At 70.0% G+C, this 14,694-nt stretch carries 14 protein-coding genes and 1 pseudogene; 10 read left to right on the top strand and 5 right to left on the bottom strand.

What is annotated here, in order from left to right:
- The first annotated feature begins 58 nt into the window (after positions 1–58).
- Positions 59–1,255: a mechanosensitive ion channel domain-containing protein gene (locus LRX76_RS14835; RefSeq protein WP_231806404.1), complete on the top strand. Its 1,197-nt coding sequence runs from the start codon at positions 59–61 to the stop codon at positions 1,253–1,255.
- Between the two features lie 304 nt (positions 1,256–1,559).
- On the opposite strand, the gene LRX76_RS14830 is transcribed toward LRX76_RS14835, so the two are convergent.
- Both LRX76_RS14830 and LRX76_RS14825 read right to left on the bottom strand, forming a co-directional pair.
- Positions 1,560–1,784, bottom strand: a complete 225-nt coding sequence (locus LRX76_RS14830) for an RNA-binding S4 domain-containing protein (protein ID WP_231806403.1) — start codon at positions 1,782–1,784, stop codon at positions 1,560–1,562.
- A gap of 109 nt (positions 1,785–1,893) precedes the next feature.
- Positions 1,894–2,088: pseudogene (locus tag LRX76_RS14825) on the bottom strand (sigma factor); the annotation flags it as partial.
- Positions 2,089–2,248: 160 nt separating this feature from the next.
- Between LRX76_RS14825 and LRX76_RS14820 the strand changes: the two are divergent.
- Positions 2,249–4,207, top strand: coding sequence for a DEAD/DEAH box helicase (locus LRX76_RS14820; protein ID WP_231806402.1), 1,959 nt, complete (start codon positions 2,249–2,251; stop codon positions 4,205–4,207).
- A 191-nt stretch (positions 4,208–4,398) separates the two neighbouring features.
- Positions 4,399–5,121 carry a pseudouridine synthase gene (locus tag LRX76_RS14815; protein WP_231806401.1) on the top strand — a complete coding sequence of 241 codons (723 nt, stop codon included), beginning with the start codon at positions 4,399–4,401 and terminating at the stop codon, positions 5,119–5,121.
- A 91-nt stretch (positions 5,122–5,212) separates the two neighbouring features.
- Here LRX76_RS14815 and LRX76_RS14810 read toward each other — a convergent pair whose 3' ends face one another.
- Positions 5,213–6,142, bottom strand: coding sequence for a DMT family transporter (locus tag LRX76_RS14810; protein WP_231806400.1), 930 nt, complete (start codon positions 6,140–6,142; stop codon positions 5,213–5,215).
- Positions 6,143–6,623: 481 nt separating this feature from the next.
- A complete protein-coding gene (locus LRX76_RS14805; RefSeq protein ID WP_231806399.1) occupies positions 6,624–7,454 on the bottom strand; it encodes a DUF72 domain-containing protein in 831 nt (276 codons plus the stop codon).
- 246 nt (positions 7,455–7,700) lie between these two features.
- Here LRX76_RS14805 and rraA point away from each other — a divergent pair, with 246 nt between their 5' ends.
- Both rraA and LRX76_RS14795 read left to right on the top strand, forming a co-directional pair.
- Positions 7,701–8,177, top strand: a complete 477-nt coding sequence (gene rraA / locus LRX76_RS14800; RefSeq protein ID WP_231806398.1) for a ribonuclease E activity regulator RraA — start codon at positions 7,701–7,703, stop codon at positions 8,175–8,177.
- A 67-nt stretch (positions 8,178–8,244) separates the two neighbouring features.
- Positions 8,245–9,783, top strand: coding sequence for a serine hydrolase (locus LRX76_RS14795; protein WP_231806448.1), 1,539 nt, complete (start codon positions 8,245–8,247; stop codon positions 9,781–9,783).
- Here LRX76_RS14795 and LRX76_RS14790 read toward each other — a convergent pair.
- Positions 9,734–10,396, bottom strand: coding sequence for a GNAT family protein (locus LRX76_RS14790; RefSeq protein ID WP_231806397.1), 663 nt, complete (start codon positions 10,394–10,396; stop codon positions 9,734–9,736). The two genes, LRX76_RS14795 and LRX76_RS14790, sit on opposite strands and share 50 nt — an antisense overlap.
- Before the next feature lie 193 nt (positions 10,397–10,589).
- On the opposite strand from LRX76_RS14790, the gene LRX76_RS14785 reads away from it, so the two are divergent.
- The 5 genes from LRX76_RS14785 (at position 10,590) to LRX76_RS14765 (ending at position 14,685) form a co-directional block, all read left to right on the top strand.
- Positions 10,590–11,252, top strand: a complete 663-nt coding sequence (locus LRX76_RS14785; protein ID WP_231806396.1) for a response regulator transcription factor — start codon at positions 10,590–10,592, stop codon at positions 11,250–11,252.
- Positions 11,249–12,463 (top strand): ATP-binding protein, encoded by a 1,215-nt coding sequence (locus LRX76_RS14780; protein WP_231806395.1) that lies wholly within the window; start codon positions 11,249–11,251, stop codon positions 12,461–12,463. Before LRX76_RS14785 ends, LRX76_RS14780 begins: the two co-directional genes overlap by 4 nt.
- Positions 12,464–12,758: 295 nt before the next feature.
- Positions 12,759–12,962, top strand: a complete 204-nt coding sequence (locus tag LRX76_RS14775) for a hypothetical protein (RefSeq protein ID WP_231806394.1) — start codon at positions 12,759–12,761, stop codon at positions 12,960–12,962.
- A gap of 49 nt (positions 12,963–13,011) precedes the next feature.
- Positions 13,012–13,674 (top strand): DUF3313 domain-containing protein, encoded by a 663-nt coding sequence (locus tag LRX76_RS14770; RefSeq protein WP_231806393.1) that lies wholly within the window; start codon positions 13,012–13,014, stop codon positions 13,672–13,674.
- A 168-nt stretch (positions 13,675–13,842) separates the two neighbouring features.
- Positions 13,843–14,685, top strand: coding sequence for a plasmid replication/partition related protein (locus LRX76_RS14765; protein ID WP_231806392.1), 843 nt, complete (start codon positions 13,843–13,845; stop codon positions 14,683–14,685).
- Positions 14,686–14,694 lie beyond the last annotated feature (9 nt).

Here is a 14,694-nt window from a genome sequence, read left to right as displayed (position 1 = left end):
GTTCTAAAATGGGGGTGCGAGCAGCGGTACCGGATGACCGCGCCCCCTGGACTGCAACGTGAAAGACTGGAAGAACTGGTTCTCCTCCGACGATTGGCTCCCCGTGCTGTATGCGCTGCTGGCGCTGGCCGTCGCCGGTATCCTGACATGGCTGTGGATGCGCATGCTGGAGCGCGCGCGGATGCGGGTGCGGGCCTGGAAGGGCACGCGCATCCAGGCCATCCGCTTCCAGAAGATGGTGCTGCTGAGCGAGGAGCGCATCGTCTCGCTGCTGACCTCGGTGCTGGGCGCGGCCAGGCTGGCCGGCTGCCTGGTGCTGCTGGTGCTGTGGGCGATCGTCACGCTGAACTTCTTCCCCGCCACCCAGCAGCTGGAAGAGCAGGCGCTGGATTACGTCACCGAGCCGCTGGCCTCGGTGGCGATGGGCATCGTGCACTACATCCCCAAGCTGATGTTCATCGTGTTCGCGGTGGTGGCCGGGCGCGTGCTGCTCAAGGGCGTCTACTTCTTCTTCCACCAGATCGAGCTGGGCACGGTTCGCTTCCGCGGCTTCCATCCGGACTGGGCCGGGCCGACCTACCAGCTGGCCAAGACGCTGGTGGTCGTGTTCGTGGTCATCATCATCTTCCCGTACCTGCCGGCCGCCAGTTCCGGCGCCTTCAAGGGCATCTCGGTGTTCCTGGGCGTGCTGGTGTCGCTGGGCTCGTCCTCGGCGGTGGGCAACATCGTCTCCGGGGTGGTGCTGACCTACATGCGGCCGTACCAGGTGGACGACTACGTGCGCATCGCCCAGACCGAGGGCCGGGTGATCGAGCGCAGCCTGCTGCTGACCCGCGTGCAGACCCCGCAGAACGAGATCGTCACCATCCCCAACGCGCAGATCCTGTCCGGGCAGATGGTCAACTACAGCGGCATGGCGGCCGGCGACGGGGTGATCCTGCACATGCCGCTGTCGCTGGGCTACCAGGTGCCGTTCGAGAAGATCGAACCGTTGCTGATCGAAGCGGTGCGGCGCACGCCCGAACTGGAGCAGACCCCGGCGCCGTACGTGATGCACGTGGGCCTGGACAACACCGTGGCGCGCTACGAGCTCAACGCCTACACGCGCAAGCCGCTGCGGCTGCCGTACATCTACTCGGACCTGCGCTTCAAGGTGCAGGCGGTGTTCGCCGAGGCCGGCGTGGACCTGACCTCGCCGGTGTTCTACCCGCGGCCATCGCAGCTGGATATCCAGGACCGGCGGCCGTCCGCCTGAGCGGCGCGATCGCCCGCGATGAAGCGGTAGATTTCGTCGGGGACGCACAGGTTGCGACGGCCGCCGGAGTGCGCGCGGCCGGTCCGGTGCGGCCAACGGCTTCCTCGGCTAGGCTGCAGCCGGGCCGTCGCCGCCATGCCTTCGCGACCGGCTCAGTCATTGCCGGCGACCCGACGGTGCCGGGTCCGTTCTTCGGGCATCCGGCAAAAGTCGGGGCAGGTGGAGCCTCGCCAGCGCCGGCGTGCTGCGGCGGAAGCCGAAGGCACCGCCGGACAGCGCGGGCGCCTTCGCCGGCGGCGCGGCCTCAGCCGGCCCCGCCGAGTACGCGGATCTCGACGTCGCCGACGCTCACGAGCTGGCCACTGCGGATCTTGCAGGCCTTGCGCAGTTCCACCTCGCCGTCCACGCGCACCGCGCCGTCGCCGATCAGCACCTTGGCGGCACCGCCGCTGTCGCTGATGCCGGCCAGCTTCAGCAATTGCTTGAGTTCGACGTATTCGCGGTCGAGTTCGAAATCTATGGTCTGCATGGGGAATGTGCCGGAAGGACGGCGGCCATTGTCGGTCATTCGCGCTCGAAGCGTTCGATTTCCTCCAGCATCGCCTGGGCGCGGGCGACGCTGCGTCCGACGTTGCCGCGGTGGAGAACGGCCGTGCCGGGTCGTAGCCGGGGAAGGCGCGCCACAGCTGGGCGGCGATCTCCTGCCGCAGGTCGGCGCGGTCCTCGGCGCCGAAGGCATAGCTGCCGGCGACCTTGTACAGGATGCCGCGGTGGCGTTCGAGCAAGGTCGCGAACCGCGCGCGGGCGGCTTCGCTACGGTCGAGGCGGGGCATGGGCGGGTTCTGTGCGGACATGCAGGGGGGATTCGCGCGAACGGGCAGTTCGTCACGGCGCCGCCTCGCAGCTGAACGGGACTTTTCGACACGGCTCCCCGCAGGCGGCACAATAGCGCTCTTTCGCCCGCCCGTTCGCGGCGGTGCCTCCGGAGTCACCATGTCCCAAGATACCCCCGCGCCGCTGCAGTTCGCAGATCTCGGCCTCTCCGCTGCCGTCATGCAGGCCGTGTCGGATATCGGCTACGAGACGCCGTCGCCGATCCAGGCGGCCACCATCCCCGCCATGCTCGCCGGCCGCGACGTGCTCGGCCAGGCGCAGACCGGCACCGGCAAGACCGGTGCGTTCGCGCTGCCGGTGCTGTCCAATGTCGACCTGTCGCAGAGGAAGCCGCAGGCGCTGGTGCTGGCGCCGACTCGCGAGCTGGCCATCCAGGTCGCCGAGGCGTTCCACAGCTATGCCGGCCACATCCCCGGTTTCCACGTGCTGCCGGTGTACGGCGGCCAGAGCTACGGGCCGCAGCTGGCCGCGCTCAAGCGCGGCGCGCACGTGGTGGTGGGCACCCCGGGGCGGGTGATCGACCATCTCGACCGCGGCACCCTGGACCTGTCCGAGCTGAAGACGCTGGTGCTGGACGAGGCCGACGAGATGCTGCGCATGGGCTTCATCGACGATGTCGAGGCGGTGCTCAAGAAGCTGCCGGAGAAGCGCCAGGTGGCGCTGTTCTCGGCGACCATGCCGCCGGCGATCCGGCGCATCGCCCAGACCTACCTGATCGACCCGGCCGAAGTCACCATCGCCGCCAAGACCACCACCTCGGCCAACATCCGCCAGCGCTATTGGTATGTCGGCGGCACCCACAAGCTCGACGCGCTGACCCGCATCCTCGAGGTCGAGCCGTACGACGCGATGATCGTGTTCGCCCGCACCAAGGCCGCCACCGACGAGCTGGCCGGCAAGCTGCAGGCGCGCGGGCTGGCGGCGGCGGCGATCAACGGCGACATCCAGCAGGCGCAGCGCGAGAAGACCATCCAGCAGCTCAAGGACGGCCAGCTCGACATCCTGGTGGCCACCGACGTGGCCGCGCGCGGGCTGGATGTGGAGCGCATCAGCCACGTGTTGAACTACGACATCCCGTACGACACCGAGAGCTACGTGCACCGCATCGGCCGCACCGGCCGCGCCGGCCGCACCGGCGATGCGATCCTGTTCGTCAGCGGGCGCGAGAAGGGCATGCTGCGCGCGATCGAGCGCGCCACCCGGCAGCCGATCGAGGAGATGCAGCTGCCCAGCGTGGAGACCGTCAACGACCACCGCGTGGCCAAGTTCATGGAGCGCATCGGCGAGACCCTGGAAGAGGGCGACATCGCGTTCTACCGCGAGCTGGTGCAGCGCTTCGAGCGCGAGCGCGAGGTGCCCGCCATCGAGATCGCCGCGGCGCTGGCCAAGCTGCTGCAGGGCGATACGCCGTTCCTGCTGTCGGCGCCGTCGCGCAGTGCGCACGAGGCCGGCACGCGCCCGGTGCGGCACGAGCATGGCGGCGAACGCGCACCGCGCTTCGAGCCCAAGTTCGACCGGGCACCGCGTCCGGCCCGCGAGCCGCGCGAGCATGCCCCGCGCGCGGCGGCCGAACCGCCGGCGCACGGCGGCGACTTCGACTACGAGCGCGATATCGGCAGCTTCGAGCGGCCCCGCCGCGATGCCAAGCCCAAGGCGCCGCGCGGCGAGCCCGAGTTCGGCATGGAGACCTTCCGCATCGAGGTCGGCCACGCGCACGGGGTCAAGCCGGCGAACATCGTCGGCGCCATCGCCAACGAGGCCGGGCTGGAGAGCCGCTACATCGGCCGCATCGACATCCACGACGACTACTCCATCCTCGACCTGCCGGCGGAGATGCCGCGCGAGTTGCTGCAGCACCTGAAGAAGGTCTGGGTGTCCGGCCAGCAGCTGCAGATGCGCAAGGTCGACGGTAGCGAGGGCGATGCGCCGCCGCGCGCGTTCAAGCCCAGGTCCGGCCATGCCGGCAAGCCGGCGGGCAAGCCCGGCCGCTTCGGCGACAAGCCGGCGGCGCCGCACCGCAAGGGCCCGCCCAAGCCGCGGGGCCCGCGCGGCGCCTGAACGGCGCCGGCCATTTCCTTCCCCCGCTTGCGGGGGAAGGTGCCGAAGGCGGATGGGGGAGGCGCCGCAGGCGCCTGGAAGCACCCTCATCCGCCCCTTCGGGGCACCTTCTCCCGTGAACGGGAGAAGGGGGCAGCGCTGCGTTCCCTTCCCGTGCGAGTGTCTTTTCCTTCCGTCGTGATCCCCCTCCCATGACCACACGCCTGAACAAGCACATCGCCGAGACCGGCTTCTGCTCGCGCCGCGAGGCCGATCGCCTGATCGGCGAGCGCCGCGTCACCGTCAACGGCATCACCGCCGGCGCCGGGGCGGTGGTGGGCGAGGGCGACGAGGTCAAGCTGGACGGGCAGCCGCTGCGCGCCCGCGCGGTCGTCGGCAAGACCGGCCGCCGGCATGTCTACATCGTGCTCAACAAGCCGGTGGGCATCACCTGCACCACCGAGAGCGCGGTCAAGGGCAACATCGTCGATTTCGTCGGCCACGAGCAGCGCATCTTCCCGATCGGGCGGCTGGACAAGGAGTCCGAGGGGCTGATCCTGCTGACCAGCAACGGCGACATCGTCAACCAGATCCTGCGTGCGGAGAACCGTCGGCAGAAGGAGTACCTGGTGGCGGTGAACAAGCCGGTGACCGAGGAGTTCCTGCGCGGCATGGCCCGCGGCGTGCGCATCCACGGCGAGATGACGCTGCCGTGTCGCACCGCGCGCATCGCCAAGTTCGGCTTCCGCATCGTGCTCGAGCAGGGACTGAACCGGCAGATCCGGCTGATGGCGGCCGAGTTCGGCTACCGCGTCACCCAGCTGCGCCGGGTGCGCATCGACAACGTCAAGCTCGGCGCGCTCAGGCCCGGGCAGTGGCGCAATCTCACCGACGCCGAACTGCGCGGCCTGCTGCCGCAGCACAACGAATTCTGAGCCGGCCTGGCGAGGGCGAGGTCCCTGTAGGAGCGACTTCAGTCGCGATTGCGGCTTTACCGGTACAGCCTCATCGCGACTGAAGTCGCTCCTACAGGTGCTCCTGCGGGGAGGTGCCGGCCGGGACCGGTTTCCACCGCCCCAGCAGCGGATGCAGGAACACCGCGGCCAGGATGATCGCCACGCCGAGGTAGAACATCGGCGTCAGTTCCCTCTGCTCCTGCAGGAACAGCGCCGCCAGCACGATCGCGTAGACCGGCTCCAGGTTGGTCACCAGCTGCACCGTGTAGGCGCTGAGCCGGCGCAGCGCCACCAGCGCCAGCGCGAACGGCAGCAGCGTGCAGGCCAGCGAGAGCAGCAGCAACAGCAGGGCGTCGTGCAGGCTCGGCAGCACCAGCAGCGGGCCGCTCAGGACCGGCAGCAGGAACGGCAGCAGCGGCGCCAGCAGCATCAGTGCCAGGGTACCGGCGCCGAGTTCGAGCGCGGTGACCGTCAAGGGGTCGGCATGGCTGACCAGGCGCTTGTTGAGCGAGCCGAAGACCGCCACCAGCAGCGCCGAGGCCGCGCCCACCATCACGCCCAGGCGCATGCCGTCGGGCACGCCGCCGACCACCATGGCCACGCCGGGCAGCACCGCCACGCCGAAGAACAGTTCGCGCGGCTGGAACGGCCGCTTCGCCACCCACGGCTCGATCACCGAGGTGAACACCGGTGCCAGCGCGATGCAGGTGGCCGCCACCGAGGCGTTGGCCAGCTTGATCGCGCCGTAGAAGGTGAGCCAGTGCAGCGCCACCAGCACGCCGACGCCGCAATAGCCCCATGCCAGCCGCGGCGTCAGTGCCGACAGGCCGCGCCAGACCCGCGGCAGCAGCGCCAGCGCGGCCACCACCAGCAGCATGCGCCACCACACCAGCGCCAGTGCCGGCAGCGTGATCAGCTTGCCCAGGATCGCGGTGATGCCCCACAGCAGGACGCAGAAGTGGATCTGCAGCAGGGCGGTGCGGTTGGCGGTGTCGGGCATGGGCGCGATTGTCGCCGATCGGCGGTGTCATGGGCAGGATCGGCATGCCGTTGTCCGGTCTCGCCGTGTCGCCAACCAGGCACGCAACGCGCCGTCTTCGCGAAGCTGTGGCGCTTGCGGAACATCCAATCGTCGTCGTCCCCGCGCAGGCGGCCGCCCAGCGCCTGTGCCTTGGAAGACGGGATCAGCGGGAGATTCCGTGGCTGGCTGATTCCACCGCGAAAGTCCCCGGGTCCCCGCCTGCGCGGAGACGATGGTTCCGTTATCCCGGGCATGAGCCACGCCACTTGGGCGGAGAGCTGCCGGTCCTGCGCTTCTCTCCGAACAGCGGGCGCCTGTGCGGGGACGACTTTTCCGTTATCCCGGGCATGAACCACGCCGCTTGGGCGCAGAGCCGCGGTCCTGCGCTTCTCCGGACAGCGGGGCACCTGCGCGGGGACGACGAGGTCGATGTTTGCCGCCGCCGCCGTTGCCCGCCGGATCAGCGCTGCGCCAGCTCCTGCAGCAGCCGCATCGCCGCGGCCGGGTTGTGCTGCTTGGCCGCGCTGATGAAGAACACGAACACCTCGCGCGGCGTCGCCGGTGCGTCCGCTTCGTGCAGGTGCGGCAGTTCCGCCGGGTCCTCGCCACGGCGCCAGGCGTGGATGCGGCTTGCCCATGCCTTGAGGGCGGCGAGCGGGTAGCCGGTCGCCATGTCCGCCTGGCTGCGCATCAGCCGGGCATAGACGAAGTCGGCGGTGAGGTCGGCATGGGACGGATACTCGGGCGAGTCGGTGTAGACGATCGCCATGCGCTGGCGCCTGGCCAGCGCCAGCAGGTCGGGGGTGAAGAACTCCGGATCGCGGATCTCCAGCGCGTGGCGCAGCCGGTGGTGTCCGGCTCGCGCGGGCAGCAACTCCAGGAACGCGGCGAAATCGTCGTGCTCCAGGCGGCGGCCGGCCTCGAACTGCCACGACAGCACCGCCAGCCGGTCGCCCAGTTCGGCGATGCCGGCGACGAAGTCCTCGACCTGCCCGCGCGTGCCGGCCAGCGTGCGTGCGCTGGTGATGCGCCGCGGCGCCTTGGCGGAGAACACGAAGCCTTCCGGCGTCTGCTCGCGCCACTTGGCGTAGGTGGCCGGTTTCTGAGTGCCGTACCAGGTGCCGTTGATCTCGATGGCATTGACGTGGCGGCTGGCGTACTCCAGCTCGCGCCGCTGCACCAGTCCCTGCGGATAGAACATGCCGCCGCGCCAGGGGGCGAAGGTCCAGCCGCCGATGCCGACGTGGATGCCGTCGGGCAGGGGGACGTTGGCGTCGAACAGGTCGGTCATGCGGCAGGCACCCGGTCGGCGCGGCAGGTCGCGGTGCCGCATCCGTGCCTGGCGCGACGGTGGCAGTCGGGGGGCCGATAAACTCCTTCGCGGTGGGCGAGCGCCGCGTCGCCCCCGCGCAGCGCGTGAGCGGGGACGAGGCGGATGAAGGTGGTCGGCATGACGGGCGCTCCGTGTCGGTGTGGCGGCGAAGGTCGCTCCGCTCGCGTTACCATCGCGCGAAACCCCTCGCGCGAGAACCCCGCCATGTCCTGGACCACGCCCGACCTGTGCGACGAGCACCCGCATGCCGTCGTCGCCCAGCCGCTGTTCCGCGGCTACGGCGGCAAGGTCGCCTTCTGCGGCCGGATCGTCACCGTGCGCGCCCCGCGCGACAACTCGCGCGTGCGCGAGCTGGCAGGCACGCCGGGGCAGGGCCGGGTGCTGGTGGTGGACGGCGGCGGCGCGCTCGACTGCGCCCTGCTGGGCGACCAGATCGCCGCCAACGCGGTGGACAACGGTTGGGCCGGACTGCTGATCCATGGCTGCGTGCGCGACGTGGAGGTGCTGGCGACGCTGCCGCTGGGCGTGCAGGCGCTGGCCGCGTGCCCGCGCAGGACCGACAAGCGCGGGCTGGGCGAGGTGGATGTGCCGGTGACTTTCGCCGGCGTGGATTTCGTGCCGGGCCATTGGCTGTATGCCGACGGCAACGGCGTACTGGTCTCGCCCGCGCCGCTGGCGTGAGGCGGGTGCCGTTTCTTTTCCGTTCGATGGGAGCGATGTCTTGGGCAAGTCCTGGTGGGGTGGTGTGATGCTGGCGGTGAGCGTGTCGGCGGGCGCGGTCGAGGTGCCGCAGGAACTGCAGGACCTGGACGCGCAGGTCGAGCGCGTGCGCAAGCAGTTCGACGTGCCCGGCATCGCCGTGGCCATCGTCAGGGACGGGCAGGTGGTGCTGGAGCGCGGCTACGGCGTGCGCGAGGTCGGCAAGCCCGAGCCGGTGACGGCGACCACGCCGTTCGCCATCGCCTCCAATACCAAGGCCTTCACCGCCGCGGCGCTGTCGATCCTGGCCGACGACGGCAAGCTCAAGCTCGACGACCGTGTCATCGACCACCTGCCCTGGTTCCGCATGTCCGATGCCTACGTCACCGGCGAGATGCGCATCCGCGACCTGCTGGCGCATCGCTCCGGCCTGAGCCTGGGCGCCGGCGACCTGCTGTTCTGGCCGCCCAGCGACTACAGCGTGGACGAGGTGGTGCGGCGGCTGGCGCAGGTGCCGCTCAAGGGCGGCTTCCGCGACCGCTATGCCTACGACAACATTCTCTACGCGGTGGCGCAGAAGGTGATCGAGCAGGTCTCCGGCCAGTCCTACGTGGACTTCGTGCAGCAGCGCATCCTCGACCCGGTGGGCATGAGCGGCGCGCGCTTCAACGACCGCGTCGGCGCGGCCGACGCAGCGGCCAGCGGCCACGCCAAGGCCGATTTCAAGGACCTGCAGCCGGTACCGCGGATGAGCTGGTCCAACAACCGCGCCGCCGGCGACCTGTATGCCAGCGTGCACGACCTGGCCAAGTGGATGAACGTGCAGCTGGCCGGCGGCACGCTGCCCGACGGCAAACCGCTGTTCAGCGAGGCGCGCCAGCGCGAGATGTGGTCGGTGATCACCCCGGTGCCGATCCCCAGGCCGGCGGTGCCGGAGCTGGCCGCGGCCGTGCCCAACTTCGCCGGCTACGGCGAGGGCTGGAGCCTGAGCGACTACCGCGGGCAGAAGCTGGTGTGGCACACCGGCGGCTGGCCGGGCATGGTCTCGCGCCTGACCCTGGTGCCGGACAGGAAGCTGGGCGTGGTGGTGCTGACCAACCAGGAGGTGGGCGCCGCCTTCAACGCGGTGACCTACACCGTGCTCGACGCGCTGCTCGGTGCGCCGAAGACCGACTGGGTGGACGCCTACGCCAAGGCGGTGGACAAGGCCAAGGGCAATGCCGACGAAAGCTGGAGCAAGCACCTGGCAGCGCGCGACGCCAGGTCGAAGCCCTCGCTGCGGCTGGCCGGCTACGCGGCCACCTACCGCGACCCGTGGTACGGCGACGTCGCCATCGTCGAGCAGGGCGGCAGGCTGCGCATGCAGTTCAGCCGCACCCGCTTGCTTGCCGGCACGCTGGAGCACTGGCAGCACGACACCTTCATCGTGCGCTGGGACGACCGCACGCTCAACGCCGACGCCTTCGTCGCCTTCGCCCTGGACCCGGACAGCAAGGTGCGCGAGGTGCGCATGCAGCCGGTGTCGCCGCTGACCGACTTCAGCTTCGACTTCCAGGACCTGGTGCTGACGCCGCTGCCGGCGCCGTAGCGAGCCGGTGTTCGGCGCCGCCGGGCCGGCCCGGCGGCGTCGGCGGCCGTTGCGGGACTAGCGAGAACACTAGCGCGTCCAGCGGCCGGCCATGCAGGAACAGGCGGTTGCGGGCGACGCCCTCGCGCAACGCGCCGAGCCTGCCGGCGACGGCGGCGCTGGGCAGGTTGTCGAGCGCGACCACGATCTCCACGCGCTGCAGGCCCAGCACGGAGAAGCCGTACTCCGCCAGGGCGCCGGCGCAGTTGGCGGCGATGCCGCGGCCCTGCCTGGATTGGCGCACCCAGTAGCCGAGGTTGCAGTAGCGGTGGTCGTGGGCGATCTGGTTGAGACCGGCGCCGCCGAGCAGGGCGCCTGTTTGGCGGTCGAACGCGCCGAACTCGCGGGCGCTGCCCTGGCGCCACTGCTCGCGGCAGTTGGCGAACCAGTCCAGGGCATCGCGCTCGCTGTAGGCCCCGGTGCACCACGGCAGCCAGGGGCCGACGCTGGCGACCGACTCGAGCGCCGCTTCGGCGAAGGCGGGCGCGTCCTGTCGCCGGAACGGCCGCAGCAGGACATCGCCCGCCTCGATGCGGACCGCCTCCATGTCCAGCTCGCGGGCGTGGTCGTTCATGCGTTGGATTCTAGCGTCGCGGCATGCGTGGCTGCAGCTGCGCGGTTCCGATGCCGGCGCTGCGCCGCCGGCGTGCACGCGCAGTGGCCGCCCGCCCGGGACACGCGGCGCCGTCGCCACGGCCATTAACAAGTTTCCAATATCGCTGCAGCATCATCGCGCGACCTCAATGCCTGCCGATGGAGCCCATCGCGTGCAACTGCTGCTCGTAGAAGACGATCCCATGCTCGCGCAGGCCATCTGCGACGGGATCCGCCAGCACTCCTGGAGGCTGGACCACGTGGGCAGCGCCGGGGCCGCCAAGACCGCGCTGGTCGAGCATGGCTACGACGCGATCCTGCTCGATATCGGGCTGCCGGGCGAATCCGGGCTGGCGGTGATCCGCTTCCTGCGCGAACGCTACGACGCCACGCCGGTCATCGTGCTCACCGCGCGCGGCCAGCTCAGCGACCGCATCCGCGGCCTGGACGCCGGCGCCGACGACTACCTGGTCAAGCCGTTCCAGTTCGACGAGCTGCTGGCCAGGGTCAGGGCGGTCATGCGCCGCAGCCAGGGGCAGGTGGTGCCGACGCTGGTGCAGGGGGAGGTGGAGCTCGACCCGTCCAGCCAGACGGTGACCAAGGCGGGCGAACGGGTTGCGCTGAGCGCGCACGAGTACCGGCTGCTGCTGGCGCTGATGGAGCGCAGCGGCCGCGTGGTGCCGCGCGCCTACCTGGAGAACGCGGTGTATGGCGGTGCCGCGGACGTGGGCAGCAACACCATCACCGTGTTCGTGCACCAGCTGCGGCGCAAGCTGGGGGAGGGCGTCATCGTCACCGTCCACGGCCATGGCTACACCGTCGGGGGCGACAGGTGAGATCGCTGCAGCATCGGATGATGGCCGCGCTGGGTGCGGTGGTGTTCCTGAGCTGGCTGGCGTCGCTGTCGATGATGGCGACCTACCTGTCGCCGGCACCGTCGTCGGCGAACGCGGGCTTCTGGGAAAGCAGGCTCGAACGCCTGGGCGGGACGCTGTTCAAGGTGATGCCCGACAGCGTGGCGGAGAAGATCCGCCGCAACCATGCCGCCGCCGGCGGTGCGCAGGCGCCCGGCGACACGCGGGGCACGGCCGGGCCCTCGGCGGGGCAGCAGATATCCGCGTTCAGCAACCTGCTCACCGCGGTGGCGTTGAACACCCTGCAGCTGGCCATCGTCGGCGTGCTGATGTGGTGGGCGGTACGGGCCTCGCTGCGGCCGCTCAGGAGCATTTCCGGCGAGATCGCCTCGCGCAAGGGCCTGGAGGTCGCGCCGGTCCCGGTGGACCGCGTGCCCGACGAGATCAAGCCGCTGATCTCCTCGTTCAACGCGCTGCTGCTGCGTGTCGAGGAAGCGGTACAGGCCGAGCGCGACTTCGTCTCGCAGGCCGCACACGAACTGCGCACGCCGTTGTCGGCGCTGCACGCCTACGCCGAGGTCGCCCTGCGCGCCGATACCGTGGAGCAGAAGGACGCGGCGCTGCAGCGCCTGCTGGAAGTGGCCCGCCGCAGCAACCGGCTGGCCGAGCAACTGCTGGACCTGGCCCGGCTCGACGCGGGGATCAACCTGGCCGGCTACCGGGACGTGGACCTGGCCGAACTGGCCGGCCACGTGTTGAGCGAATTCAAGGTGCAGGCGGAGAACCGCGGCGTGCGCCTGGTCCTGGGAAATTCCTCCTGCAGGGCGACCTGCGACGTGGATGCGATCGGCATCCTCGTCCGCAACCTGGTGGACAACGCGATCCGCTACGGCAACCGCCACGGCCTGGTCGAGGTTTCCTGCGACTACTGCGTCGGCGACGAGCAGCTGCGCCCCTACATCGAGGTGTGCGACGACGGTCCGGGCGTGCCGCCGGAAGCGCGCAGGAGCATCTTCGAGCGCTTCTACCGGCTCGCCGACGGCAAGGTGCCGGGCAGCGGCATCGGCCTGTCGCTGGTGGCGGGGATCGCCAGGCTGCACGGTGCGCAGATCGAAACCGGCACCGGCGTGGATGGCCTTGGGCTGTGCGTCAGGGTGATCTTTCCCGCCGAGGCCGCGGCCGCCACGGTCTGACGCGGGGCGGTTCTGCGCTTCGTTCGGGCGGCCGTTGCGTGGAACTGTCTTTTCGCATGGCACGGCGGATTGAGCAGGTCGAGAACCAGTGTTTGCGAGCCCATGTGCCGATGCCGTGCTGCACCTGCCACGGGCGAATGCCGCGTGGCAACGATGGCGATCGTCCGCTGCACGTCCCCCGGCCTGTCGCAGCGTGCGGAAACCAATAAGTTCCTAATAAGCCGCGCCTAGCATCCTCGGTGAATCGAGCCGCAGGGTCGACGACGATGCCGGGTTTGCCGGGTGAGGAAATTGCATGAAGTCATGCCGGCCGGCCACCCCGCGCCTCGGCGAGAGCGGCCGTGACGCATGGCTTCTGCTGCCCGATCCATGCGCGCATCCGCATCGACGCCGCATCCGCCGGCAGCTGTGCGACGTACTGGTGATCGTGTCCGTGACCGGCGCGATCTTCCTGCTGGTCTGGCCGTTCGTGCTGCTGTCCTGGCTCGTTTTCCTGTAGCCCTGTCCGCTCGGGGCCGTCACTCCACTCCATCGGGATACAACACCACATGAGTTTCAAAAGACATGCCGCAGTGCTGGCTGCCGTTTCCTTCGCCGTCGTCGCCGGCGGCTGCGCAAGCACGAGGCCGGTGCCCTATGCCGGCATCCCCTCGTCGAGCCAGCTGCGGCCGCAGGACGACAGCCGTGGCGATCGCACGCCCTATGCCTACCAGTCCGACGTCGACTGGAAGCGCTACTCGCGCGTCATCGTCGACCAGGCATCGATCTACGAGGGCCGCGATGCCCAGTTCGAGAAGATCTCCGACGAGGACAAGCTGATGCTGGCGGACTACCTGCACGAGCAGTTCGCGCAGGCGCTGGCGAGCCGGTTCTCGCCCGTGACCGCCGTGCAGCCGGCCACCGTGCGGGTGAACCTGATCCTCACCGGCGCCAAGGCCAACAAGCGCGTCATCGGCACGGTGATGAAGTTCGATCTCGCCGGCGGGCCGTACAACGCGGTACAGGCCGCGCGCGGCAGGGAAGGCGCGTTCAGCGGCTCGGCCAGCTATGCGGTCGAGATCTACGACGCCAACACCAACGCGCTGCTCGCCGCGTACGTGGAGAAGCAGTACCCCAGCGCGATCAATCCCAAGTCGAGCCTGGGCGCGCTGGATGCCTCCAGGGCGGGGATCAGGAAGGGTGCGAAGGAACTGCTCGAACGGATGCAGTAGCCGTGAGGCGGGGATTCGGGATTTGAGGTTCGGGATTCGGGGAAGACCAGGAGCAAAGCTCTTGCCAATCCCCAATCCCCAATCCCCAATCCCCAACATTCCCATCCACGCCCGCCATGACGGCCGGCGCGCTCTACAATGCGCGCCCCCCGTCCCGCAGCCGACTCCATGGACATCGTAGTAAACGAAGAACTCAAGGCCTACATCGACCCGCTGACGCCCGACGAGCACGAGGCGCTCGAGCGCAGCCTGCTGGCCGAGGGATGCCGCGATGCGCTGGTGCTGTGGGGCGACATCCTGGTCGATGGCCACAACCGCTACGGCATCTGCCGCGAGCACGGGCTGCCGTTCCGCACCGTGCAGAACACCCGCTTCCAGTCGCTGGAAGACGTGCACCTGTGGATGATCGAGCAGCACCTGGGCCGGCGCAGCGTGTCGGACTTCCAGCGTGGCGTGCTGGCGTTGCGCAAGCGCGAGATCCTGAGCCGGCGCAAGCGCGAGCAGCTCGATGCCGAAGCCGCCGCCTTGCCCGCGCAGCCGGCGGCCGATCCGCAGGCGGCCGATACGACCTCGCCCGGGCAGGCCGCCGACGACACCCCGCCGTGGGACGACGCGCCGGCGCCGATCAGCCGCGCCGAACTGGCGCGCGAGGCACGCCTGAGCAACAACCAGGTGGTGATGATCGAGCGCATCCATACGCAGGCCGCGCCCGAGGTGGTGGAGGCGGTCAGGGCCGGCGCGATCTCGATCAACGCCGCCGCCGCGGTGGCGACGCTGCCCGAGGAGGAGCAGCGCGCCGCGGCGATCGCCGGCAAGGACGAGCTGAAGCAGGCGGCCAGGCGCGTGCGCGAGGCCAAGCGCAAGCCGCGGGCCGAGGGCGAGGACGCCGCCGAGGGCGCGCTGGATGCCAAGGCGCTGCGCAAGCGCGTGGCCGAGCTGGAGAAGGAGAACGCCGACCTGCGCGCCAAGGTCGTCACCCTGCAGACGCAGCTGGAGCGGCTGCGCGGCTGACAGGCCGTG

The organism is Stenotrophomonas sp. MMGLT7 (assembly GCF_021168555.1).
GTDB lineage: Bacteria > Pseudomonadota > Gammaproteobacteria > Xanthomonadales > Xanthomonadaceae > MMGLT7.
Note: the sequence above shows the minus strand (reverse complement) of the source record. Positions and strands in the feature narration are given on the sequence as shown.